The following is a 22,843-nucleotide window of genomic DNA, read 5'->3' on the forward strand; positions in this document are numbered from 1 at the left end:
CGTTCTCGTGACCATCGAAAAAAGACCTCGGTGGTCGCTCGGTAGCGCCCTATGATGGGAGCATCACTCCACGAGAGCGGCGCGCTCTGCACGCAAACGAAGAGGTTTTTCATGTCCTTCTTTCCCGGAAATGACCCCGTCCCCGGCGATGCCTTTGCCTGCGACGCCATCGAACACCTGATCATTCCCCGTTCCAGCGACATCGGCGGTTTTGCGGTGCGGCGCGCGCTCCCCTCTGTCCGGCGCCGTCTCGTGGGGCCCTTCATCTTCTTCGACCGCATGGGACCTGCCGTTCTGAAGGCGGGCGAAGCCATGGATGTCCGTCCGCATCCGCACATCGGCCTCTCGACCGTCACCTATCTCTTCGACGGCGAGATCAAGCATCGCGACAGCCTCGGCACGGAGCTGGTGATCGCTCCGGGCGACATCAACCTGATGACCGCCGGCTCTGGCATCGTCCATTCCGAGCGCACGCCGGAGAACCTGCGCGGTCATCCACTCTCGATGTCGGGACTGCAGACCTGGATCGCGCTCCCGGATCATCTGGAGGAGATCGACCCGGCCTTCGCCCATACGGCGAAGGGCGAGCTGCCGACCTTCAGCGACCGCGGCGCTTCCGGTCGCCTCGTCATCGGCGGCATGGGCGGATTGCGTTCGCCGGTCACGACTTTCTCCGAGACCCTCTATGTTGACCTCACTCTCGAGCCCGGTGCCCGCTTTCCCTTCGACGCCGGCCAGGAAGAGCGCGCGCTCTACACTCTCTTCGGCGAGATCGAGATCGCCGGCGACCGCTTTGCCCAGGACCAGCTTCTCGTCTTCCGCCCCGGCGACGAGATCACCCTGATCGGCGGCGCGACAGGCTGTCACGTCATGCTCTTCGGCGGTGCGGCCATGGAAACCAGGAAACATATCTGGTGGAACTTTGTATCGTCGTCCAAGGAACGCATCGAACAGGCCAAGGAAGAGTGGAGAACTGGCCGTTTTGACATCGTTCCCGGCGACGAAGATGAGTTCGTACCTTTGCCGGAGGGCCGTTGACCGCTATATATGCGCTTGATGACGTGGAATTGCCCTGATCGTCGGGGGATGGTATCGCGCATCCAAACAGACTGAAGAGGCATCAGCCCGTGACATCTCTGCCCGATACCCCGCTCCTGGACAAGGTCAAGCTCCCGAAAGACTTGAAGGCCATTGAGGATCGCGACCTGCCGCAGCTGGCGCGCGAGGTCCGCGACGAGATGATCGACGCGGTGTCGAAGACGGGAGGGCATCTGGGCGCCGGCCTCGGCGTCGTCGAACTGACGATCGCCATCCACAAGGTCTTCGAAACGCCGGATGATCGGCTGATCTTCGACGTCGGACACCAGTGTTATCCGCACAAGATCCTGACCGGTCGCCGCGAGCGGATCCGCACGCTGCGCCAGGAAGACGGCCTCTCCGGCTTCACCAAGCGCGCGGAAAGCGAATACGACCCCTTCGGCGCGGCCCATTCCTCGACCTCGATTTCCGCAGGCCTCGGCATGGCGGTCGCGGCCGAGCTGTCGAAGACTGACCGCAAGGTGATCGCCGTGATCGGCGACGGCGCCATGTCCGCCGGCATGGCCTATGAGGCACTGAACAATGCCGGCGCCCTCGACGCTCGCCTGATCGTCATCCTCAACGACAACGATATGTCGATCGCTCCGCCGACGGGCGCGATGAGCGCCTATCTCGCGCGCCTCGCCTCCGGCCGCAGCTACATGGGCTTCCGCGAATTCGGCAAGAAACTGACCGCCTATCTCGGCAAGACCGTCGACCGCGCGATCACCCGCGCCGTTGAGCACGCCCGTGGTTACGTCACCGGCGGCACCATGTTTGAAGAGCTCGGCTTCTACCACATCGGCCCGATCGACGGTCATTCCTTCGATCACCTGCTGCCCGTTCTGCGCAATGTCCGCGACAACGCCAAGGGCCCCGTGCTGATCCATGTCGTGACCCAGAAGGGCAAGGGCTACGCTCCGGCAGAGGCCGCCGCCGACAAGTATCACGGCGTCAACAAGTTCGACGTGATCACCGGCACCCAGGCCAAGGCCAAGCCGAACGCACCGGCTTACACCGCCGTCTTCGCCGACGCGCTGGTCGAGGAAGCCCGCCATGACGAGAAGATCGTCGGCATCACCGCCGCCATGCCCTCGGGCACGGGTCTCGACAAGCTTCAGTCGCTGTTCCCCGAGCGCACCTTCGATGTCGGTATTGCCGAACAGCATGCGGTGACCTTTGCGGCTGGCCTCGCAGCCGAAGGTTTCAAGCCATTCTGCGCGCTCTATTCGACCTTCCTGCAGCGCGGCTACGACCAGGTCGTGCATGACGTCGGCATCCAGGGGCTGCCGGTGCGATTTCCCATCGACCGCGCCGGTTTCGTCGGCGCCGACGGCCCGACCCATGCCGGCTCCTTCGATACCGGTTTCCTTGCGGCTCTCCCCGGCTTCGTGGTCATGGCCGCAGCCGACGAGGCGGAGCTGAAGCACATGGTCCGCACCGCCGCAGCCTATGACGAAGGCCCGATCTCTTTCCGCTATCCGCGCGGCGAGGGTGTGGGTGTTCCCATGCCCGAACGCGGCGAGATCCTCGAAATAGGCAAGGGCCGCATCGTCAAGCAGGGCTCGAAGGTGGCACTCCTCTCCTTCGGCACGCGTCTGGCCGACTGCCTGCTGGCCGCCGAAGACCTTGATGCCGCCGGCCTCTCGACCACCGTCGCTGACGCTCGTTTCGCCAAGCCTCTGGACCACGACCTGATCCGCCAGCTCGCCCGCCACCATCAGGTGGTGGTAACGGTCGAAGAAGGCGCCGTCGGCGGCTTCGGCAGCCATGTCATGCATTTCCTCGTCAACGAGGGTCTGCTCGACAACGGCCTGAAGGTCCGCTCGCTCGTGCTGCCGGATGTCTGGATGGACCAGGCCAAGCCGGAAACCATGTATGCCAAGGCCGGCCTGGATGCTGCCGGCATCCTGAAGACGGTTTTCGCGGCGTTGGGCCAGGACGTGCCGGGGGTTATTGCGGCGGGTTGACCTATGGGGTTTGATGCGACCCTAACCTGTCTCAGGCAAGCCCCCCTCTGCCCTGCCGGGCATCTCCCCCACATGGGGGGAGAGCGACTGACCCGCCGGCCTATTGCCCGCCTTTGAGGGCGTTAAACGCAGCGTCATACGTGGCGCTCCGCTCTCCCCCCTTGTGGGGGAGATGTCACGCAGTGACAGAGGGGGGTATTGTTACAGGCATGATAGCCGTGACGCTCTCGCCTCCCTCTCTGGACTTCCCCCAAACGCCCCGCTAGACCGGACCTTCAATCGACGGGCGCTGAAGCGCGCCTCGGAGGCTCCATGCAGACGGCACGCACCACGGATATCGCAGCCGACATCGCGCCTGATTGGGCGGCGATCGCGGTTGTCATTCTGGGCGTCACCGCCTTTGCTGTGGGGCAGGGGCTCACCTATCCGTTGATCTCGCTGATCCTCGAAAGCCGGGGTGTCTCCTCCAGCATGGCGGGCTTGAACGCCTCGGTCTTTGCGCTCGGCCTCGCCTCGTCGACGCTGCTGATCGGCAGACTGACGCAGAGGATACGCGGCGACCGGCTGATCGTGGCCTCGCTGCTAGGGGTGTCTGTCTGCCTCGCCACCTTCGCAGCCTTTGACCAGCTCTGGGTCTGGTTCGTCGCCCGCTTTCTGCTCGGCTTTTGCACAAGCATCATCTACACGGTTTCCGAGGCCTGGCTGAACACAGCCTGTCCGGATCGCCTGCGCGGCCGCGTCTCCGGCGCCTATAGCGCTGGCATGTGTGCAGGCTTTGCCGCAGGTCCGCTTGCCATCCCGCTTCTCGGCATCGAGGATGGCTTCGCCTTCGCGCTGACGGCGGCCTATGTGGCACTCGTCGCCTTTGCCTCGGTCATGCTCGGTCGTTACGCCAAGACCAAGCCGGAAGCCTCGGAAGCCGGCGGGCTCCTCACCTTCGTCAAAATGGCGCCGGTCCTCACCCTGATGGTCGTCGCCTTCGGCTTTTCGGATATCGCGGCGATCTCGATGATCCCGCTCTATTTCGTCGAGCGCGGCTATAGCCAGAATTTCGCGGCCTTCGTCGTTACCATGGTGGCCTTGCCGACGGCGCTTGCCCAGCCCTTCGTCGGCTGGCTGCTTGACCGGCTGTCGCGGCCCGTCATCGCTGTCTCCGGCTCAGCCATCGCCGCCGTTGCTTTCCTCGCTCTGCCCTTCATGACCTCGCAGGCAGCGCTGCTGGTCACCATCTCGATCCTCGGTGCTGCAAGCTTCTCGCTCTACACCGCAGCGCTCACCCTGCTCGGCGAACGTTTCCGTGGCGGTCTTCTGGTGTCGGGTGCCGCCGTCTTTGCCCTGGCTTACGCGATCGGCAGCGCCGCCGGCTCCGGCAGCACGGGGCTCACCATGGATCTGATCTCCGTCGATGCCGGCCCCGTCTTCGTCGGCCTCTTGATGTTGGTCTTCACCGGTTTCTTCGCCATGAACCTGATGCGCGTCCGCGCCGGGAGGCGCTGACCCATGCTCGAAACCTCTCCGCCCGAGATCTTCGACTGCCAGGCCTGCGGCGCCTGTTGCGCCTATTCCGCCGACTGGCCGCGCTTTTCCATGGAAAGCGACGAGGAAATCGCCGCCATCCCCGAGGCGATGATCGCCAAGGACGAAAGCGGCATGAAGTTCGAGAATGGGCGCTGTGCGGCGCTGACCGGCGAGGTCGGCAAACATGTCGGCTGCGCGGTCTATCTCGTGCGCCCGCATGTCTGCCGCACCTGCATGCCCGGCGACGAGGAATGCAAAATTGCCCGCGCCGATTTCGGTTTCCCGATCGATGGCCTGCCGGAGCCCGATATCTACGAGGCCTGACCTCCTCAGGGCATGCTGATGACCACCTGGTCAGCCGGCAGCTCGCCACCGATCTCTGCCGCCTCGCTCTTCTTGTCATAGACGCAGATCGAGCTGACGACCGCATCCGCCCCGACGGCCTTGCCGTTCAGGATCGCGACCCCGTAGCTCTCCGTGCCCAAGGCATCGACGATCACCTTCGGCTGTTCGATACGCCCCGCGGCAAGCGCAGTACATTTCGCCGCAACATCCTTCGTAAACGCGTCCCAGGCATCACCCGACGAGGCGATTGCCGGCGAAGAGAGTGTGAGCAAGGCGAGCGCGGTAGCCACAAGAAGCGGGTGGGAACGGAACATGGGGGACCTCGGTTGGGTGCATTGTGGCGCGGAGCGTCGGCCGGAACGCCAAGTCGTGCAAGTCCAAAAACGGAAGACATTTCTTTCCCTTGGAGGCCGGAATTTGGAAGGGCAAAGGTTGCCTGAGCGATGTTCCGCACCTATGTTCCCGTCACCTGCCAAACCGCAATCCATTTGCCAAAAGGAGATCTCACCATGGCCTTCGAATTGCCCGCCCTCCCGTATGCTTACGACTCGCTGGCACCGTTCATGTCGGCTGAAACGCTCGAGTTTCACCACGACAAGCACCACCAGGCCTATGTGACCAACGGCAACAACCTCCTGAAGGATTCGGGCCTCGAAGGCCTGTCGCTCGAGGAAGTCGTCAAGCAGTCCTACGGCAAGAACGCCGGCCTCTTCAACAATGCCGGCCAGCACTACAACCACATCCACTTTTGGAACTGGATGAAGAAGGATGGCGGCGGCAACAAGCTGCCCGGCAAGCTTCAGGCTGCAGTCGACAGCGATCTCGGCGGCTATGACAAGTTCAAGGCCGATTTCGTCGCAGCCGGCACCACCCAGTTCGGCTCGGGCTGGGCCTGGCTCTCCGTCAAGGACGGCAAGCTCGAAATCTCCAAGACCCCGAATGGCGAAAGCCCGCTGATCCACGGCGCGTCCCCGATCCTCGGCGTCGACGTTTGGGAACACTCCTACTACATCGACTACCGCAACGCCCGTCCGAAGTACCTCGAAGCCTTCGTCGACAGCCTGATCAACTGGGACTACGTCCTGGAAATGTACGAAGCCGCGACGAAGTAATCGTCCAGCAAAATGCGCTTTTTGACGCCCGGTGCCTCGCACCGGGCGTTTTTCGGTTCTGCCATGTTCTGACATTCTGCAAATGGAACCATCCGGCATTCGCAACGTTTCCTCGGCAACAACACGAACAACGGAAAGGGTATCACCATGGCGTCTTCCAACCTCCAGGCAGAACTTCGTGAACTGCGCGAACAGATGAATGATCTGAAGGACATGATCAGCCGCGAAGCGGGCCGCAGCAGCCGCAACATGCGCAACCGAGCCTCCGAAGCGCTGGACGAAGCGGGCCGCGCGGCTTCTTCCGTGACCGGCTACGACCGCGATGACATCCGCAACCGGGCGTCGGACGTCGTCAACGGTGCCTCGCGCACGGCCCATGTTGTGGCTGATTATGCTCGCGAAGGCGCCGATACGTTCGCTGGCGTGGTTCGCCGTCATCCGGCAGCCGCCACCTCCGCCGGCCTGATCACGCTCGGCATCGTCGGCGGTATCGTCGGCTACCTGCTTGCCAATTCCACTCCTCCGGCCCGTGACAGCCGCTGGCGCTGGAACTGAGACCGGCCATGGTCAAGGTCACCTATCACGTCGTGGAGCATGACGAAGGTTATGCCTACCGTCTTGGCAACGTCTATTCTGAGCCCTTTCCGACGCACGACGAAGCGGTGGCTGCAGCCCGCAAGGCCGCAGGCGCCCAGCAGCTTGCCGATGGCGACGCCGAAATCAGCTGGCAGGACGCCGAAGGCGAGTGGCATCACGAACATGCGGACGGTGCGGACCGCCCCATGACGGACGTCGTCGATGATGTCGAGGACGACCGGTAGCCTGACGGTTTCGAGTTCAGGCAAAAGGGAAAGCCCGTGGCGCAAGCCACGGGCTTTCCTGATTCCGCTGGAAGGACGCCGGCGCGTGCCGATCAGAATTCCGTCCAGTCCTGCTTTGCCGGTTCTGCGGGCGCCGCAGAACCCATGCTGAAGGCGCGGCCGAGTTTGCTCGCGAGCGCGCGCGCCGGCGACGGGGCAGGCGTATTGGCGGCAGAGGCAGCAGCCGGCTGTCGCGGTGCGGGCCGAGCAGCGGGTGCGGGCGCCGCATACGCGGGCGCCGTTGCGCGGTGCTGCGTCCGGATAGGCGCGGCCGCTGATGCGCCCTGACCCAGACGGAACTGGGCGAGCAGCGTGTTGAGCGAATCCGCCTCCGCCGCCAGCGTATGCGAAGCGGCTGTCTGCTCTTCGACCATGGCGGCATTCTGCTGCGTGCCCTGGTCCATCGCGGTGACGGCGAGGTTGATTTCCTGCAGACCCGTGGCCTGTTCGCGCGCTGCGGTGACGATCGCGCCGACATGGTGGCTGATTTCCTGAACGGCGCTGACGATCTTTTCGAGTTCCGTGCCGGTCTCGCCGACCAGCGCCACGCCATTGCCGACCTGCGCGGTCGAACGTGAAATCAGCGACTTGATCTCCTTTGCGGCATTGGCCGAGCGTTGCGCCAGCTCCCGCACTTCCTGGGCGACGACGGCAAAACCCTTGCCGGCCTCGCCGGCACGGGCCGCCTCGACGCCGGCATTCAGTGCCAGGAGATTGGTCTGGAAGGCGATGTCTTCGATCACGCCGATGATGCTGGAGATTGACTGCGACGACTGCTCGATCTCCGTCATCGCCTGAACGGCGTTCCGGACAACCTCACCGGAGCGTTCGGCACCGGAACGCGTGCTGTCGACGAGCTGACCGACATCTTCGGCGCGTTTGGCCGTGTCGCGCACGGTCTTGGTGACCTGCTCGACGGCAGCGGCCGTCTCCTCGACAGAGGCTGCCTGCTGTTCCGTGCGCCGCGCAAGATCGTCCGCGGAAGCGCGGATTTCGGCGGCACCGGCATGGATCGCATGGGCGTTGGCGCCCACGGTTCTCAGCGCCGCATGAAGCTTTTCGAGTGAATCATTGAAGTTGCCACGCAGACTATCGAGATGGGGTGCGAAGGGCTTTTCGAGCCGGAACACGACGTCACCTTCCGAGAGTGCCGAGAGCCCCTTGGCGAGTTCGGTCATCGCGAAGCGCACTTCTTCCGCCTCTCGGGCCTTTTCCGCTTCCGCCTTCTGGCGGTCGGCCTCGGCCTGCTCACGCATCGCGCGGCGCTCGTCGGACATGCGCGCGCTTTCGATCGCCGCATCCTTGAACACCAGCACGGCTTTGGCCATGCGGCCGACCTCATCGCCACGGTCGACGGCCGGCACTTCGACGGCGTGGTCGCCTGCGGCGAGACGGGCCATGGCATCGGTCATGCCGGTGATCGGCGTGACGATCGAGCGGGCAAGCAGCCAGATCAGCCCGACCGCAAACACGCCGGCGACGGCCGCACCGAGGATCAGCGCCAGTTCGAGGGCGAAATGTGCCGCGTCAAGACGGGCGCGGGTGGCCGCCGTCTCCGTTGCCAGCAAAGTCTTGATGTCGGCGGCCGCAGCCCGGAAGGAATCGAGGGCGCCCGCAGCGCCAGAGCTGCCGATCGTCGCGATGTCTTCGACGGATGTCTGGCCGGCCTTGCGAGCGGCGATCTGCGGATCGGCGACCTGTTTTGCATAGGTTTCGGCGGCGGCCCGCATGGCATCAAGCCGGGAGATGAGCGCATTGTCGCTTGCCGCCAGCGTTTTCGCGTCGGTGATCGCTGCATCAAGGGCCTGACGCTCGGTGGTCACCGCGGCAAGCGTGCTTTCGCTGCCGAACAGCAGGTAGCCGCGTTCGTTCGCAGCTTGCTCGGCCATCGCGGTCTTCGCGGCGTCGACGAGATTGACGATACGCTGGGCGCGGTCCTGATCGATCAGCGCGGACTTGGCCGTATAGGCCTGCAGGAAAACGACGACGGAGGCCAGGAAACATCCGGCCATGATGGTGCAAAAGGTGAGGATCAGCTTTTTGCTGAGCGAAAGGTTTTTGAGGAACATGATCATGACTTTCGGGCGCGCGAAAATGGCGGGACAGCCGGAATCCCGGCGTCCAGATGCAGCGGTGACATGATCCGTTCGGGCGTTTGCGCCTCCATCATGGAGTGCTCAGGGGGACACCGGAAACGATCGATCGCTGGCAATCCTGTCGGAAACGATTTTACAAGCCGTTACCAAGACATGGCCGAATGACCGCAGTCGCCGAATTTGGTGGCAAATGCGACCATTTTACGGATCTTGCATGGCAACCTTGTTGGACACCACGAGCAGGATGTTGAGATCCCGCTCGGGATAGAAGTCCTTGGCGCGCATTTCGAATGTCGTCGACCCGGTCTTCTTCACGCCTTGCCCGCAGAAGCTGACGATCGAGTCCGGATTCAGCTTGTCGATGGTCAGGCGAAAGTCGCCAATCGGTCCATACCAGTTGTTGCCTGTGGTCAGGATGTAGGAGAGCCACTGCTCGAAATAGTAGATCCCGGCATCCGGGTTCTGCTTCTTCTCCAGCTTGATCGCAGCCTTCAGAAAGTTGTCATCGACACAGTAGCGCTGCTGGTACTCGGCATAGGCATCCGATGGCTTGCCGTCCCACATGAACACGAGACCGGCACTCCCGCCGACGCTCGGGCGATAGCGATGCTCGACTTCAACGTCTGCGCCGGCCGGGAAGGTCGTCTCCCACCAGTAGATGGATTCGAGTTCCCAGACGGGCACATATTCCGGAGAAGCCTCGCCACCCGTGCCGTAATTGATGTCGGCGATCAGGCCCTTGGCCAGCCAATCCTTGATAACATCGGGTTCCAGCGTCTTCAGCGCTTCCGTCGTTTCCTTGAGGAGAGGCTGCAGCGGGATTTCCTGCTCTTCGACATCTGCGGTGAAGTCGATGCCGCGAACGAGCACACGCTGTTGCAAGTTCGGCTCGATTTCCTTGCCGTCTTGAACGACCGAGAAGTCCATGAAATTGTCGCTCTGCTCGTCAGGCACCGCAGACATGATCTCGATGGGGCCGCCGATCTTCGGCATCGGGAAGGCGACGATGGTGCTGACCGGCTTGTCGCTGGTATTGCGGTAGAGGTATTTCACCTGCACCTTCTCCGGCGAGATGTAGAGATCTTCCTTTGCCATGGTGATCTCGTCGCTGCGCGTGAAGACGAGACCGCCTGCTTCCAACGTCGCCATGGAGTCATTGGCGAGAACTGTCATTGTGGCGAGTGCCTGCAGAGCGCAGGCGAGCATCAGTGTCGGCACAGTCGTCACGGTTCGAAATCCCCCAGACCCAAGAACGGAAAATGCCACCTTAGCGGTGGCATTTCGATTCTTGAACGACGCTTTCTGGGTGTTATGCGCGGGCCGGCAGAAGCGGGTAGCCGACGAGCACGGCGCGCGCTGCAAGCGTGGCAATCGCCGCCTTGACCAGGTCGCCGGGAATGAAGGCCAGCGAGCCCAGGACGACCTTGTCGAAGGGCGTGCCGGCCGCGACCGAGAGCCACGGCATGCCGCAGAGATAGACCACGCCGATGCCGCCGACGATGGAAGCAATGAAGAAGCCGGCCATTTGCTTGGCAGCCGACTGGCCTTCGCGCACGAGCTTTTCGGCGAGGAAGCCAGTGACGAAAGCACCGATGATCCAGCCGAAGATGTAACCGCCCGTCGGGCCCATAAGCACGTTGATGCCACCGCGACCACCCGAAAGCACCGGCAGGCCGACGGCGACGAGCACGACGAGCAGGGCGTAAGCGGCCGCACCGCGCTTCGCCCCGATGATGCAGCCGGCGAGCATGACGCCCATGGACTGCGCCGTGATCGGCACCGGCAGCAGCGGGATCGGCACCGGCGGAATGAAGCCGAGCACGATGATGATCGCGGTGAAGAGGGCGGCGAGCACGATGTCTCTGGTGGTCATTGAACGGGTCCCCGGTAAACTTTCTGGGGTTTTTACTGACCCCTAATCCCCCGGGCGTCAATCGCTTCGGCGATCCGATCGGCATCCTTCAACGTCGAAATGATGAGGGGCCCGAGCATGCGCGAGAGCTTCACCGGAATGCCGCGCGCCGCATGTGCCTCTTTCAGCGCTTCGTAACGCCCGGCAATCTCCGGCACGAAACGCAGCACCAGCCCGAGCGCGAGACCGAGATCGGCGGCTTTGAGTAGCCCGAGCCGCTCGAGTGGTCGGGCAAGATCGGTGACGGCGGCCATGAAGTCGGCAATGCTGGTGGAGGCGGTCACGGCAGCCGCGAGGAACAGGATCGCAACGAGCCTGAGCGTGATCACGAGGACCTCTTGCGGCGACAGCAGCAAGAGATTGACCACAGCGAGGAAGGCGATCGTGAAGAGCACGGGCTTCAGCCGCCGAGATCCTTCCGACAGGCCGACACCGGTCGACAGATAGAGAGCGCCGGTGGCAATCAGGGCCAGGGTCAGGGCGAGCGGTTGATCGACAAGATAGAGCGCCAACCCGAAAGCCATCAGCCCGACAAGCTTTGGCTTGACGGGGATGCGATGGAGAAGGCTCCGGCCCTCCACATGCAGGCTCGTCAGCATCCGGCGATCTCCCGGTAGCGGGCGATGGAGTCCTGGCCTGCGCCATCGAAGGCGAGCACGCCGTCATGGAACACCAGCACGCGACCGAAATCCGCGACGAGGTCGAGATCGTGGCTGATGACCACGGCCTGTTCGGCAAGCCCGTCGATCGCCGACTTCACCCGGGCGCGGTTCTTGAGATCAAGCTGATTGGTCGGCTCGTCGAAGATGACGACGTCAGGCCTGTTGACGCAGACCGCTGCAAGCGCCGCTAACTGCAGCTCACCGCCCGATAGCTCGTGGGGACGTCTCGCCGCGAAATCACCGATCCCGAAGCGGGCGAGGACCTCATCCACCAGTCGATCCACTTCGGGAGCGGCCAGCCCCCGCGCCTTCGGCCCGAGTGCGATATCCTCGCGAATGACCGGCAAAATGATCTGATGGCCCGGGTTCTGGAAGATGAATCCCGTCTTCGCCCGCGCCGCCTTTTCGTCGGTAACGGTATCGAGCCCGTCCAGCGTCACCGTGCCCGATGTCGGCTTGGCGAGGCCCGCAATAAGCCGCGCGAAACTCGTCTTGCCGGAACCATTAAGCCCGATCACGCCGATGCGCGGCTCGACGAGCGACAGCGACAGCGGCAAGAGAGCCACGCGGTCGCCGAAGCGCAATTCGGCCTGATCGAAACGGATATGCAAGGCGGGGATTCTCCGAGGGCAGTCCGTGATCCTATAGACCGACAGAGATCACGGTGCCAGAGACCAGTACGTCTTAGAACATGCCGACCGTGACGCGACCTGACGCGGCAGCTCTCCACTACCACAAGTTTTCGCCCATTGAACAAACCGCGAACATACCCTAGCCTCAAGCCATGTCGATTCCCGTCCCCAACACGCTCGCGCGAAAAATCTTCCTGGAACGGCAGGGACTGTCCCGCTCGCCGACAAAGGCGCTCGGGCGTCAGGGGCTCTACGACCTGATCCGCGAACTCGGCTTCGTCCAGGTCGACAGCATCCAGTGGGTCGAGCGCGCCCATCACCAGATCCTGTTCTCCCGCAACCAGACCTATCGGCCGAAAGATCTGCAGCATCTTCTCGAAAAGGATCGCTCGCTTTTCGAACACTGGACGCATGACGCCTCCGTCATTCCCTCGGCCTTCTTCCCCTATTGGAAGCACCGCTTCGTCCGACGTGAAGAGCGCATCCGGCAGAACTGGGCGAAGTGGCGAGGGGAGGGCTTCGATCAGGCCTTCGATGAGACCTATGCCCGCATCCGTGACCACGGTCCGGTCCTGGCCCGTGACGTGAAGGCCGAGGACCACAAGTCCGGTGGCTGGTGGAACTGGCATCCCTCGAAGACGGCGCTGGAATTTCTGTGGCATACCGGCAAACTGTCGATTGCGCGCCGCGAGGGTTTCCAGAAGGTCTATGACCTCTCCGAACGCGTGATCCCAACCGAACACCACACCGCCGAAGTCGACCACGAAACCTTCGTCGACTGGGCCTGCCGGGCAGCTCTCACCCGCCTCGGCTTCGCCACCTCGGGCGAAATCGCCGCCTTTTTCGATATCGTCACTCCCGACGAGGCCAAGGCCTGGGTCGCCGCCCATCGCGACGAACTTCAGGAGTTGCAACTGGAAACCGTCGACGGCAAGCCGCGCGCTTCCTTCGCTTTTGCTGATCAGGTTTCGACCCTTCTCGACGCCCCCGAGCCGCCGGCCCGCATCCGCGTGCTCTCGCCCTTCGACCCCTTGATCCGCGACCGCAATCGCACGGAACGCCTCTTCGGATTCTTCTACCGCATCGAAGTCTTCGTGCCAGAGCCGAAGCGCCAATACGGTTACTATGTCTTTCCGCTCTTGGAGGGCGACCGCCTGATCGGTCGCATCGACATGAAGGCGGAACGCAGGGAAGGTCTTCTCCATGTCCGCCGCCTCTGGCTGGAGCCAGGCGTGAAGCCGACGGCCGGTCGCCTCGATAAGCTGGAAGCCGAACTCCAGCGTATCGCCCGCTTTGCCGGCATGGAAACCGTGCGCCTGCAGCCCGGCTGGCTCGGCTGATCAAGACACAATCAACAGGAAAACCAGACGTGACCGACAACAGCGCCTACCGCATCGAACCCCGTGTGCCCGCCGTCGACGACTACATGCGTCTTCGCGTTGAAGCCGGCCTCACGCCGTTTGCCCGCGAAGCTGCGGAAAATGGCCTGCCGAACTCGATCTTTGGCGTCAGCCTGATGCTGGGAGACGAGACTGTGGGCATGGGCCGCATCATCGGCGATGGCGGCTGCTTCTTCCAGGTGACCGACATCGCCATCCTGCCCGCGCATCAGGGCAGGGGGCTCGCGAAATGGATCATGGCGGCGCTCTCCGACTTCATCGCCACGCTGCCGAATACGGCTTATGTCAGCCTGATCGCCGACGTGCCGGCAAACCGCCTCTACAGCCAGTTCGGCTTCGACGAGACTGCACCGCGTTCGGTCGGCATGGCGCGGCGGGTGGTTTGAGGCAGGACAAGCCGCCGCCGGCGTTCCACAATGTCCACTTTGTTGGCCCCAGTGTTGCCGTCCACTTGAAAAAACCTTCAAATGACGCATATTCAATATGTCACTTGAAGGATGTCGATTATGCTCCATGCCGTCGAACGCAAGGCCGTCTCGGATGCCGCTCCGCCTCAGGGCTTCTCGATCGAAGCCGATCGCAAGCGTCTTTCGACGACTGCGCTGAAAGCCTTTCGCCGCCTGGTCATTCATTGGGACCTGACGAGCCAGCAGGCGGCGGCCTTGCTCGGGGTCTCGCTCAGCACCTGGGAACGGTTGAAGCCTGAGAGCGTCACGAAAACCCTGAGCCAGGACCAGATGACCCGGATCTCGGCGCTGACCGGCATCTACAAGGCCCTGCATCTGCTCTTCGTCGATGCCATGGCTGATCGCTGGCCGATGCTGGAAAATACCGGGCCGCTCTTTGATCGCCGCACGCCGGTCGCCGCCATGATCGAAGGCGGGATCCCGCATATGCTCGAAGTGCGCCGCTATCTCGACGCCGTGCGCGGGGGCCTCTGACTTGGAGGTCGCCGGCGTTCCGGTGAGCATTGTCGCCTATCCAAGGACCGTGCGTCTCGTCTCCACCGCACGCTTGCGCCAAGCCGTGCTCGCGCCACTCGCCGATACGGCCGATGAACTCGCCGAACTCGCCGAGATCGAGGCGGCCACGTCGACCCGCATCCAGGCCCAGTCAACAGGTATTTCCGGGCTGGCTGCCAACGAGCTGGTCTATGACGTGCCACATGCGCATTTCATCAATGCTAGCTTCGCCTATGCCAAGCCGCGTGAACCCAATCGCTTCAACGGTGAGACCCGGGGTGCCTGGTATGCGGCGCTCGGCGTAGACACCTGCCTCGCCGAAATCGCCTTTCACATGACGGAATTCCTGTCACGAACGGGCGTCTATGAAGCGGTGGCCGATTATGCGGAAATGCTCTGCAGCACGTCGGGAGAGTTCCTCGACCTGAGGACGCTGCCCGATCATCCGGCGCTCTCGCTGGATAAGGCGCTCGGCTACCCGGAGGGCAACCGCCTGGCACTCGAAGCCAGGCGCGCCGGGCTGAACGGCATCGTCTACCCGTCAGTCCGCCACGATAGCGGAACCTGCTTTGCCATATTGCGGCCCGCTGCCGTCCAGTCGGTGCGCCAGGGGGACGTCTGGCGGCTGAGCTGGAAAGGCAGGCCAGAGCCGGTAATCGAGGGGCCGATCGGGTTGTGAGCTTTTCGGCGGCACTCGGGTCACTCCACCCTCCCCTTGAGGGGGAGGGTCGGACCGAAGGTCCGGGGTGGGGTGATCAGGCGGCTGTCAGCCGCCACATCGCATCAATCGAGAGGGAAGGCCCTCAGACGATCTCCGTCGCCGAAATCTTGATGCCAAAACCTTCGAGCCCGACATAGTGGCGCTCGCGCGACGAGAAGAGCCGGATCGAGGTGACGCCGAGGTCCTTCAGGATCTGCGCGCCGAGCCCGATTTCCAGCCATTCGCTTTCGCGTGCCTGGGCTTCCGAATGATCTTCGCGGTCATGCTTGCCGCTGCGTGCGGTGGTGGAGACACCCACACCGACGGACCCCTCGCGCAGATAGACGATCACGCCGCGGCCCTTGTCGGCGATCCGCTTCATGATGCCATCGACCTGCCGGTTGGTGCCGAAGACATCCTGGCCGACATGCTCGAGATGCAGGCGAACCGGAATGTCCTCGCCGTCCCGGATGTCGCCGAAGACGACGGCGAGATGCTGCATCGGGTCCCAGGGCAGGGAATAGGCATAGGCCTTGGCCGCGCCATAGGGCGTCTGCAGATCGAACTTGGAGACCAGCTGGATCAGCGTCTCCTTGCGCTGGCGATAGGCGATGAGGTCGGCGACCGACACCTGCTTCAAGCCATGCTTCACGGCAAAATCGGCAACCTGCTGGCCACGCGTCACGGTGCCGTCGTCATTGACGAGTTCGCAGATGACGCCGATCGGTGGCAGGCCCGCAAGCTTGCAAAGGTCGACGGCGGCTTCGGTATGACCCGAGCGCATCAGAACCCCGCCTTCGCGAGCGACCAGCGGGAAGATGTGCCCGGGGCGAACGAAATCTGAAGGGCCGACATTCGGGTTGGCTAGATTCCGCACCGTCAGCGTCCGGTCGTCTGCCGAAATGCCGGTTGTCGTGCCGTGCTTGAAGTCGACGGAGACGGTGAAGGCCGTGGTATGCGCGCTGTCGTTCTCCGCCACCATCGCCGAGAGGTTCAGGCGCTTGGCCTCTTCCTTCGGCATCGGCGTACAGACGATGCCCGAGGTGTGGCGCACGATGAAGGCCATCTTGTCGGCGGTGCAGTGAACGGCCGCAACAATCAAGTCCCCTTCGTTCTCGCGGCCGTCATCGTCGGTGACGACGACGATCTCGCCGGCTTCAAAGGCGCGGATCGCCTCGACGACGCGCTTCTGGTCATAGCTCATGGGGCAAGTCCTTATCTGGTCCGGCCGTTCTGGCCGCGGTCTCTCAAAATATGGTCGAGAAGGATGCAGGCGAGCATGGCCTCGCCGACAGGCACGGCCCGGATACCGACGCAAGGGTCATGGCGACCCTTGGTGCGCACATCGACTTCGTTGCCATCGGCATCAATGGAGCGCTTCTCGGTCAGGATCGATGAAGTCGGCTTGATGGCGAAGCGCGCAACGATCGGCTCACCGGTCGAAATACCGCCGAGCACGCCGCCGGCATGGTTCGACAGGAATACGGGCTTGCCGTCCGCCCCGATCCGCATCTCGTCGGCGTTCTCCTCACCGGTGATTTCGGCGGCCTGGAAGCCGTTTCCGACCTCGACGCCCTTCACCGCATTGATCGACATGAGGCCGGCTGCGATCTCCTGGTCGAGCTTGCCATAGACGGGTGCGCCGATGCCGGCCGGCACGCCTTCGGCTACCACTTCGATCACGGCACCGACAGAGGAGCCTGCCTTGCGAATGCCGTCGAGATACTCCTCGAAGACGGGAACCATCGCGGCATCAGGGCAGAAGAACGGGTTTTGGTCGACCTGCGCCCAGTCCCAGTTCTCGCGGTTGATCTTGTGCGTGCCGATCTGCACCAGCGCGCCACGAATGGTGACGCCGGGTATGGCAAGCCGGGCCAGCGCACCGGCTGCCACGCGGGCGGCCGTCTCGCGAGCGGAAGAGCGTCCGCCGCCACGATAGTCGCGGATCCCGTATTTCAGATCATAGGTATAGTCGGCATGGCCGGGGCGATAACGCTTGGCGATCTCGCCGTAATCCTTGGAGCGCTGGTCGGTATTCTCGATGAACAGCGAGACCGGCGTGCCCGTCGTGATCATCGTGCCGTCTTCCTGCGGCATGACGCCGGAGAGCACCTTGACGATGTCGTCTTCGCGCCGCTGGGTGACGAAGCGCGACTGGCCGGGCTTGCGCTTGTCCATGAAGACCTGCAGATCCTCCTGGGCAAAGCGGACACCCGGAGGGCAGCCGTCGACAACAGCGCCAAGCGCCGGCCCGTGGCTTTCGCCCCAGGTGGTGACGCGGAAGAGGTGACCGAAGGTATTGTGTGACATGCGTATGCTACCGTCCCATTCTCGTCCGCCGGAACGTCTTCCGGCGGGCCCTGCCTTGGATGGCGTCACTCATAGAGCAAATTGACAATTTCTGTGAAGCGCTTTTGCGCCGCGCGCCGCCGATTTGCGACGACACAGTGTCACCGAGGCGTCTGTGATCCGGCCGTGCGCCGGCTCAAGACGCCTTGCGCTGTGGCAGGCGGTCGACGAAGCGGGTGAAATCCTCAAACGAGAGCGGTTTGGCGAAGGCGTAACCCTGCAGGTAGTCGCAGCCGAGCTGGCGCAGAATGCCGGCATGTTCATGGGTTTCGACGCCTTCGGCAACTGTCTCGATGCCGAGCGAGCGGGCAATCTCGACGATATTGCGCACCAGGCTTCGTTCCTGCGGCTGGACCGTGACCGGCATGACCAGCTGGCGGTCGATCTTCAGCCGCTTTGGCTTGAGCTTCAGGAGCGATACGATCGAGGTATGGCCGGTTCCGAAATCGTCGATTTCGATGTCGATGCCGAGCGCCTTGATCCTCTCGATATTCTCGGAGGCGAACGTGTCGCTATCGTCGAGGAAGATCGACTCCACCAGTTCGAAACAGATCGAACCGGGCGTGATCGAAAGGCCCTTCAACTGGTCGATCAGGTTGTCGTCATGCAGGCGCTTGGAGGAGACGTTGACCGAAATGCGCGGTACCTGCATGCCGAGCGCCGTCCAGCGCATCTGGTCCTTGAGTGCCGTCTGCAGCACCAGTTCGTCGATGCGTGCCATCACGTTCAGGTCTTCGGCGACCTTCAGGAAGTTGCCGGAGGCGAGGATGCCGCGGTCCGGATGGCGCCAGCGGATCAGGGCTTCGGCGCCACAGAGCTGCATGCTGGAGGCCTCGAATTGCGGCTGGTACCAGACGATGAATTCGTCGCGGTCGAGACCGGCCAGCATGTCGTCGGCCATGCGTTTCTTGGCGACGATGTTGGCCTGCAGGTCCGGGGTGAAGAACTCGTAGCAGTTCCGGCCCTTTTCCTTGGCCTGGTACAGCGCGATATCGGCGTTGATCAGCACCTTGCGCGGGTCGGGTGCCGCGCCCTGGGATTGCGCAACTCCGATCGAGACGCCGCAGCGGCAATCGAAGCCTTCGAAGTCAAGCGGCTGGCGCATCTCGTCGATGATCTTGTTGGCGAGCGTCGCCAGCTCGTCGACCGAAGTCTGCCGCCGTGCCAGCACCACGAATTCATCGCCGCCGATGCGGGCGACGAGATCGCCGCGCGGCACGTGTTTCATCAGGATGCGGGAGGCATGCACCAGCATGGCATCACCAGCCGCATGGCCGAGTGTGTCGTTGATTTCCTTGAAGCGGTCGAGGTCGAGATGCAGGATCGCGAACTTCGACGATTGGCGGTTGCCATTGCGTGCCAGCGTGTCGAGTTCGAGGTCGAGCTTACGGCGGTTCGCGAGCGATGTCAGCGGGTCGTGCAGGGCGTTGAACTCGATGCGGTTCTTGGCGAGCTCCAGCTCGATGTTGCGCATGTCGGCTTCCGCCTTGGCATTGCGCAGTTGTTCGGCAAGCAGCGCGTCGGCGGTCACGTCGAAGGCAATGCCGATCAGCTTCTTCTTGCCGTCGCGCCCGATATGCGGCTGGCCGACCGAGCGGATGTAGCGAATTTCGCCATTCTGCAACACCACTCTCTGTGTCGTGTTGATGATCTGGTCGAGCGTGACCGCCCGCTTTGTGGCGAGCTGGATCTCGCCGCGGTCGTCCGGATGAAGGCGTGACAGCCAGACATGTTCGGCAACGGGCTTGTCGCTGAACGGTATGCCGTAGAGCTGGTGCATGCGCTCGTCCCAGATGGCGCTCTTCGTAACGGGATCGCCTTCCCAGGTGCCGCAATTGTATGAGCCGAGTGCCAGATCCAGACGCTGCGAGGCTTCCGCCAGCTGGTGCTCGCGGCTTGAGAGTTCCTCAAGGGCAAGCTCCAGCTCGGCGTTCTTGATGTCGCTGTTTTCCTTCGCGCGGCTCAGCGACTGGGTGACCAGCGTATCGGTCGTCACGTCGCAGACGATACCGGTGATGCTGCCATCGCTGGTGCGGGCGCCAACTGAACGCAGATAGCGGAAACTGTCGTCGGAGAGCGGAACGCGGTAGCTGATGTCCCATTGGTCGGCGGTCGCGGCCACAACGGAATCGAAATAGAATTGTTCGGCGCGACCGATATCGTCGGCATGCAGACAGGCGAACCAGTCTGCCAGGCGGTCTTCTTCGTCGGTCAGGCTGTTGGGTAGGCCATGCAGGCCGGCGCTGCGGCTGTCCCAAATGAGCGCATGGGTCGAGGCGTCGATCTCCCAGATGCCGATATTGGAGGTTTCCAGTGCGAGTTGAAAACGCTGCGACAGTTCGACAAGCCGCTGTTCGCGCGCTCTCAGACGCTTGATGTTCAGGTTGCGCTCGCGCAGCAGGAAGAGGGCGAGCAGCACGGAACTCGTCATCGCGATGACGCCGGCCAGGACCAGAAGGCGGCTCGGTAGCAGCCTGTTCATTGCCGCATCCCAGCCATCGGCTGGTACGCCATAGAGATTGTAGCCCAGACGCCCGCCGACAGACGCGGTGCTGATCGGGTTGTCATCGAAAATCGTCTCGTCACCGAAGACTTCATCGGTGCCATCGGCGGATGGCATGACGATGGCGACCTTGGTGTGGTCATGCCCTTCATGGTCTGGCACGTCAACCTCGGTCAGCAGTCCGTGATGGTCGAAGAAGCGGCCAGCGTCGATGTCGACGACCAGTGAAATCCATGCCGTACTGGACTGCCATGAGACAGGCGGGACCGGGATGTCGACGCTGATGGTCCGCGAATCCCTTGTGACCTTCGGCGTAAAGGCCATGCGAGCGGGATCGTCGAGTGGGGCGAGGCGAATGCTGTCAAGCTGCGGGTTGTCGGTGATCAGGCGATTGACCGTCCGATTGAACTCCAACGGAGAAAGCAGGCCGTCGTCGGCGATGTCGTCCGCTAGGGAAAGAGCAATGTTGATGTCTTGATCCAGATGAGTCTCGATGTCGGACTGCACACGCAGCAGGCGATCCAGGATCCCGTGCTCGATGCGCCCGCGTTCGGTAAGCGCGGTCTGGCGGTCGATCATCAGTCCTGCGGACACGATGAGCACGCTCAGCACAGCCGCGCCGATCAGCCAGAGCATGCCGTTGCTCAGTCGCCTGTCGGCACGCGCGTCCATCGTCAACTTGCGCAAGTGTATGCTTCCCCTGATCCCGATTGCGCTAAGCCTATGGCTCTGCGGTTAATTTAGGATTTCGGCAGGGGCAGGTTTTTTTATCGTTTCGCTGTTTAGGGGGCGCACATGGTCCTTGAGCCAGAGCACGAGCCCACAGATTGTCGGGGGACAGCGGCGAACGCGCTTGATCCCGGTTGCCCTTCGGGTCCACTATCCCCCGAAATGAGTTTGTCAGGGGCGAATTCCGCCACATTCAGGAGGCTAGTTTGCAGTCGGTTTCAGCAGTGATTTGGTCGAGGGTGGTTTGCATGCGTGTCGTTATATCCCTGCTTCTCGCCACCGCAGGCTTCCTGTCGCCGGTCAGCGTCTATGCCGGCAGCGCCGATGTGGAAGCCACCATTCGTGATGTGAACATCGATGGAATGAACCTCGTTCTCGATGACGGCAAGACCTATGCCGTTCCCTCAGAATTCAACTTCGAGGGTCTCGAACCGGGCCAGAAGGTTCTCGTCTTCTACACGGAAGTGGACGGCAAGCGGGTCGTCGACGATCTGGAACTGCTGCAGTAGCAAGCGCGGGGCCGCCCGAAGAGGGCGGCACGGTCGATCTCAGATCCAGTCTATCAATTTTCGGTCGCGATCGATTTTCAGGATCCGATCCTGCGGAATGTTCATCTCGCAGGCCTCGTCCTCACTGACATTGCCAATCAGCCGGAAGCAGCTGCGGATAACGCCACCATGGCTGACGCAGACGGTCGGCCGTTCGACAGAGGTCAGCCAGGCGCCGATCCGCCAGGACAGGATCTCATAGCTTTCCGCATCGTCGCCGGGCGGAATGAAGCCCCATTTCTGGCGCGCCCGTTCCTCGACCCGCTCTGGCGATACCTCTGCCAGTTCCGGCAGGGTCGAGCCTTCCCAATCGCCGAAGGAAAGCTCCTTCAGCCGCTCGTCGAGCCGGTAGTCGGCAGGGGGAAGGCCCATGGCTGTGCGCACCCGTTCCATGGTGTCGCGCGTGCGTCCGAGCGGGGAGCTCACAAAGTCGAAATCCCCGGCGCGGCCGCCGAGGATCTGGGCGAGCTTGCGCCCGTTTTCGCTTGCCTGCTGGCGGCCGGTGTCGTTGAGGCCGATATCCTTCTGGCCTTGCATCCGGCCCTCGGCATTCCAATCGGTCTGGCCGTGACGGATCATGTAGATGAGCACGGCGCAGTCTCCGAATTCAGTCTTTGCCGAGAACGATGTCGGGCGCATCGACCGACTTCATGCCGACCGTGTGATAACCGCAGTCGACATGATGCACTTCGCCGGAAACGCCGGTCGAGAGGTCGGACAAGAGATACATGCCCGACTTGCCGACTTCGTCGGTCGTGACGTTGCGCTTCAGCGGCGAATGATACTCGTTCCACTTGAGGATATAGCGGAAATCACCGATGCCGGAAGCTGCAAGCGTCTTGATCGGGCCGGCCGAGATCGCGTTGACGCGGATGCCGCGGCCACCCATGTCGACGGCGAGATAGCGCACGGACGCTTCGAGTGCGGCCTTCGCCACACCCATGACGTTGTAGTGCGGCATGACCTTTTCGGCGCCGTAATAGGTGAGCGTCAGAAGCGAACCGCCGTCATTCATGATCTTCTCGGCACGCGCCGCAACGGCGGTGAAGGAATAAACCGAGATATCCATCGTCCGGGCGAAGTTGTCGCGCGTCGTCTCGATGTAGCGTCCCGTCAGCTCGTCCTTGTCGGAAAAGGCGATGGCATGCACGACGAAGTCGATCTTGCCCCACTTGGCTTCGATATTGCTGAAGACGGCGTCGATGCTTTCGAGATTGGTCACGTCGCAGTCGCCGGCAAGAAAGGCATCCAGTTCCTGTGCGAGCGGCTCGACACGCTTCTTCAGCGCATCGCCCTGCCATGTGAGGGCAATCTCGGCACCCTGGTCACGACAGGCCTTCGCGATGCCCCAAGCGATGGAGCGATTGTTGGCGACACCCATGATGACGCCGCGCTTGCCTGCCATAAGGCCGGAACCCTGAACCATATCGAGACCCTTTAAGACGTTCGGTGGAGTTGCCTATGGCAT

23 protein-coding genes are annotated in these 22,843 nt (G+C 62.8%); 12 read left to right on the top strand and 11 right to left on the bottom strand.

The features are described 5' to 3' along the window. Positions 1-111 precede the first annotated feature (111 nt). From IP85_RS06845 to IP85_RS06860, 4 genes are all read left to right on the top strand, one after another. Positions 112-1,038: a pirin family protein gene (locus tag IP85_RS06845; RefSeq protein WP_054148916.1), complete on the top strand. Its 927-nt coding sequence runs from the start codon at positions 112-114 to the stop codon at positions 1,036-1,038. An 89-nt stretch (positions 1,039-1,127) separates the two neighbouring features. Continuing rightward, on the top strand, positions 1,128-3,047 hold the full coding sequence (dxs, locus tag IP85_RS06850; protein WP_054148917.1) for a 1-deoxy-D-xylulose-5-phosphate synthase: 1,920 nt from the start codon (positions 1,128-1,130) through the stop codon (positions 3,045-3,047). A gap of 312 nt (positions 3,048-3,359) precedes the next feature. Continuing rightward, positions 3,360-4,544, top strand: coding sequence for an MFS transporter (locus tag IP85_RS06855; protein ID WP_054148918.1), 1,185 nt, complete (start codon positions 3,360-3,362; stop codon positions 4,542-4,544). Between the two features lie 3 nt (positions 4,545-4,547). Further along, positions 4,548-4,889: a YkgJ family cysteine cluster protein gene (locus IP85_RS06860; RefSeq protein ID WP_054148919.1), complete on the top strand. Its 342-nt coding sequence runs from the start codon at positions 4,548-4,550 to the stop codon at positions 4,887-4,889. A gap of 5 nt (positions 4,890-4,894) precedes the next feature. Here the strand turns inward: IP85_RS06860 and IP85_RS06865 are convergent, their stop codons facing one another. Further along, positions 4,895-5,224 carry a hypothetical protein gene (locus IP85_RS06865; RefSeq protein ID WP_054148920.1) on the bottom strand — a complete coding sequence of 110 codons (330 nt, stop codon included), beginning with the start codon at positions 5,222-5,224 and terminating at the stop codon, positions 4,895-4,897. A 195-nt stretch (positions 5,225-5,419) separates the two neighbouring features. Between IP85_RS06865 and IP85_RS06870 the strand changes: the two genes are divergently transcribed. From IP85_RS06870 to IP85_RS06880, 3 genes are all read left to right on the top strand, one after another. Continuing rightward, a complete protein-coding gene (locus IP85_RS06870) occupies positions 5,420-6,022 on the top strand; it encodes a superoxide dismutase (protein WP_054148921.1) in 603 nt (200 codons plus the stop codon). A gap of 147 nt (positions 6,023-6,169) precedes the next feature. After that, positions 6,170-6,577 carry a hypothetical protein gene (locus IP85_RS06875; RefSeq protein ID WP_054148922.1) on the top strand — a complete coding sequence of 136 codons (408 nt, stop codon included), beginning with the start codon at positions 6,170-6,172 and terminating at the stop codon, positions 6,575-6,577. Positions 6,578-6,585: 8 nt separating this feature from the next. Next, positions 6,586-6,843, top strand: coding sequence for a DUF2188 domain-containing protein (locus tag IP85_RS06880; RefSeq protein ID WP_054148923.1), 258 nt, complete (start codon positions 6,586-6,588; stop codon positions 6,841-6,843). Between the two features lie 92 nt (positions 6,844-6,935). Here IP85_RS06880 and IP85_RS06885 read toward each other — a convergent pair whose 3' ends face one another. From IP85_RS06885 to IP85_RS06905, 5 genes are all read right to left on the bottom strand, one after another. Continuing rightward, the gene (locus tag IP85_RS06885; RefSeq protein WP_054148988.1) at positions 6,936-8,951 is read right to left on the bottom strand and encodes a methyl-accepting chemotaxis protein; all 2,016 of its coding nucleotides are present in this window, start codon (positions 8,949-8,951) and stop codon (positions 6,936-6,938) included. Positions 8,952-9,179: 228 nt separating this feature from the next. After that, positions 9,180-10,205, bottom strand: a complete 1,026-nt coding sequence (locus IP85_RS06890; protein WP_245280816.1) for a DUF4424 domain-containing protein — start codon at positions 10,203-10,205, stop codon at positions 9,180-9,182. A gap of 82 nt (positions 10,206-10,287) precedes the next feature. Beyond that, positions 10,288-10,851: a BioY family transporter gene (locus IP85_RS06895; protein ID WP_054148925.1), complete on the bottom strand. Its 564-nt coding sequence runs from the start codon at positions 10,849-10,851 to the stop codon at positions 10,288-10,290. A gap of 32 nt (positions 10,852-10,883) precedes the next feature. Then, positions 10,884-11,489, bottom strand: a complete 606-nt coding sequence (locus IP85_RS06900; RefSeq protein ID WP_082347606.1) for an energy-coupling factor transporter transmembrane protein EcfT — start codon at positions 11,487-11,489, stop codon at positions 10,884-10,886. Beyond that, a complete protein-coding gene (locus IP85_RS06905) occupies positions 11,483-12,163 on the bottom strand; it encodes an ABC transporter ATP-binding protein (RefSeq protein WP_054148926.1) in 681 nt (226 codons plus the stop codon). Before IP85_RS06905 ends, IP85_RS06900 begins: the two co-directional genes overlap by 7 nt. A gap of 173 nt (positions 12,164-12,336) precedes the next feature. On the opposite strand from IP85_RS06905, the gene IP85_RS06910 reads away from it, so the two are divergent. The 4 genes from IP85_RS06910 (at position 12,337) to IP85_RS06925 (ending at position 15,225) form a co-directional block, all read left to right on the top strand. Then, a complete protein-coding gene (locus tag IP85_RS06910; RefSeq protein WP_054148927.1) occupies positions 12,337-13,524 on the top strand; it encodes a winged helix-turn-helix domain-containing protein in 1,188 nt (395 codons plus the stop codon). Positions 13,525-13,553: 29 nt separating this feature from the next. Beyond that, positions 13,554-13,970: a GNAT family N-acetyltransferase gene (locus tag IP85_RS06915; protein WP_082347607.1), complete on the top strand. Its 417-nt coding sequence runs from the start codon at positions 13,554-13,556 to the stop codon at positions 13,968-13,970. A 120-nt stretch (positions 13,971-14,090) separates the two neighbouring features. Next, entirely contained in the window at positions 14,091-14,525 is a 435-nt protein-coding gene (locus tag IP85_RS06920) for an antitoxin Xre-like helix-turn-helix domain-containing protein (protein WP_054148928.1), read from the top strand. 22 nt (positions 14,526-14,547) lie between these two features. Then, on the top strand, positions 14,548-15,225 hold the full coding sequence (locus IP85_RS06925) for an RES family NAD+ phosphorylase (RefSeq protein WP_245280817.1): 678 nt from the start codon (positions 14,548-14,550) through the stop codon (positions 15,223-15,225). A gap of 124 nt (positions 15,226-15,349) precedes the next feature. Here IP85_RS06925 and ribB read toward each other — a convergent pair whose 3' ends face one another. The 3 genes from ribB to IP85_RS06940 all read right to left on the bottom strand — a co-directional run bounded on the left by ribB (position 15,350) and on the right by IP85_RS06940 (position 20,785). Further along, complete coding sequence (ribB, locus tag IP85_RS06930) at positions 15,350-16,450, bottom strand: 3,4-dihydroxy-2-butanone-4-phosphate synthase (RefSeq protein ID WP_054148930.1); 1,101 nt, start codon at positions 16,448-16,450, stop codon at positions 15,350-15,352. Positions 16,451-16,461: 11 nt separating this feature from the next. Further along, positions 16,462-17,556: a chorismate synthase gene (gene aroC, locus IP85_RS06935; RefSeq protein ID WP_054148931.1), complete on the bottom strand. Its 1,095-nt coding sequence runs from the start codon at positions 17,554-17,556 to the stop codon at positions 16,462-16,464. A 175-nt stretch (positions 17,557-17,731) separates the two neighbouring features. Then, positions 17,732-20,785 (bottom strand): GGDEF domain-containing phosphodiesterase, encoded by a 3,054-nt coding sequence (locus IP85_RS06940; protein WP_054148932.1) that lies wholly within the window; start codon positions 20,783-20,785, stop codon positions 17,732-17,734. A 290-nt stretch (positions 20,786-21,075) separates the two neighbouring features. Here IP85_RS06940 and IP85_RS06945 point away from each other — a divergent pair, with 290 nt between their 5' ends. Next, the gene (locus tag IP85_RS06945) at positions 21,076-21,336 is read left to right on the top strand and encodes a DUF1344 domain-containing protein (RefSeq protein WP_054148933.1); all 261 of its coding nucleotides are present in this window, start codon (positions 21,076-21,078) and stop codon (positions 21,334-21,336) included. 39 nt (positions 21,337-21,375) lie between these two features. Here the strand turns inward: IP85_RS06945 and IP85_RS06950 are convergent, their stop codons facing one another. Both IP85_RS06950 and fabI read right to left on the bottom strand, forming a co-directional pair. Then, a complete protein-coding gene (locus IP85_RS06950; protein WP_054148991.1) occupies positions 21,376-21,966 on the bottom strand; it encodes a histidine phosphatase family protein in 591 nt (196 codons plus the stop codon). Between the two features lie 16 nt (positions 21,967-21,982). Then, positions 21,983-22,801: an enoyl-ACP reductase FabI gene (gene fabI, locus IP85_RS06955; RefSeq protein WP_054148934.1), complete on the bottom strand. Its 819-nt coding sequence runs from the start codon at positions 22,799-22,801 to the stop codon at positions 21,983-21,985. Positions 22,802-22,843: the final 42 nt, after the last annotated feature.

It is taken from the genome of Rhizobium sp. AAP116 (genome assembly GCF_001295785.1).
Classification (GTDB): Bacteria; Pseudomonadota; Alphaproteobacteria; order Rhizobiales; family Rhizobiaceae; genus Allorhizobium.

Coding starts and splice junctions, on each gene's coding strand:
- IP85_RS06845 (WP_054148916.1), top strand. CDS start 112: ATGTCCTTCTTTCCCGGAAATGACCCCGTCCCCGGCGATGCCTTTGCC.
- IP85_RS06855 (WP_054148918.1), top strand. CDS start 3,360: ATGCAGACGGCACGCACCACGGATATCGCAGCCGACATCGCGCCTGAT.
- IP85_RS06860 (WP_054148919.1), top strand. CDS start 4,548: ATGCTCGAAACCTCTCCGCCCGAGATCTTCGACTGCCAGGCCTGCGGC.
- IP85_RS06865 (WP_054148920.1), bottom strand. CDS start 5,224: ATGTTCCGTTCCCACCCGCTTCTTGTGGCTACCGCGCTCGCCTTGCTC.
- IP85_RS06870 (WP_054148921.1), top strand. CDS start 5,420: ATGGCCTTCGAATTGCCCGCCCTCCCGTATGCTTACGACTCGCTGGCA.
- IP85_RS06875 (WP_054148922.1), top strand. CDS start 6,170: ATGGCGTCTTCCAACCTCCAGGCAGAACTTCGTGAACTGCGCGAACAG.
- IP85_RS06880 (WP_054148923.1), top strand. CDS start 6,586: ATGGTCAAGGTCACCTATCACGTCGTGGAGCATGACGAAGGTTATGCC.
- IP85_RS06885 (WP_054148988.1), bottom strand. CDS start 8,951: ATGTTCCTCAAAAACCTTTCGCTCAGCAAAAAGCTGATCCTCACCTTT.
- IP85_RS06895 (WP_054148925.1), bottom strand. CDS start 10,851: ATGACCACCAGAGACATCGTGCTCGCCGCCCTCTTCACCGCGATCATC.
- IP85_RS06900 (WP_082347606.1), bottom strand. CDS start 11,489: ATGCTGACGAGCCTGCATGTGGAGGGCCGGAGCCTTCTCCATCGCATC.
- IP85_RS06910 (WP_054148927.1), top strand. CDS start 12,337: ATGTCGATTCCCGTCCCCAACACGCTCGCGCGAAAAATCTTCCTGGAA.
- IP85_RS06920 (WP_054148928.1), top strand. CDS start 14,091: ATGCTCCATGCCGTCGAACGCAAGGCCGTCTCGGATGCCGCTCCGCCT.
- ribB (WP_054148930.1), bottom strand. CDS start 16,450: ATGAGCTATGACCAGAAGCGCGTCGTCGAGGCGATCCGCGCCTTTGAA.
- aroC (WP_054148931.1), bottom strand. CDS start 17,556: ATGTCACACAATACCTTCGGTCACCTCTTCCGCGTCACCACCTGGGGC.
- IP85_RS06945 (WP_054148933.1), top strand. CDS start 21,076: ATGCGTGTCGTTATATCCCTGCTTCTCGCCACCGCAGGCTTCCTGTCG.
- fabI (WP_054148934.1), bottom strand. CDS start 22,801: ATGGTTCAGGGTTCCGGCCTTATGGCAGGCAAGCGCGGCGTCATCATG.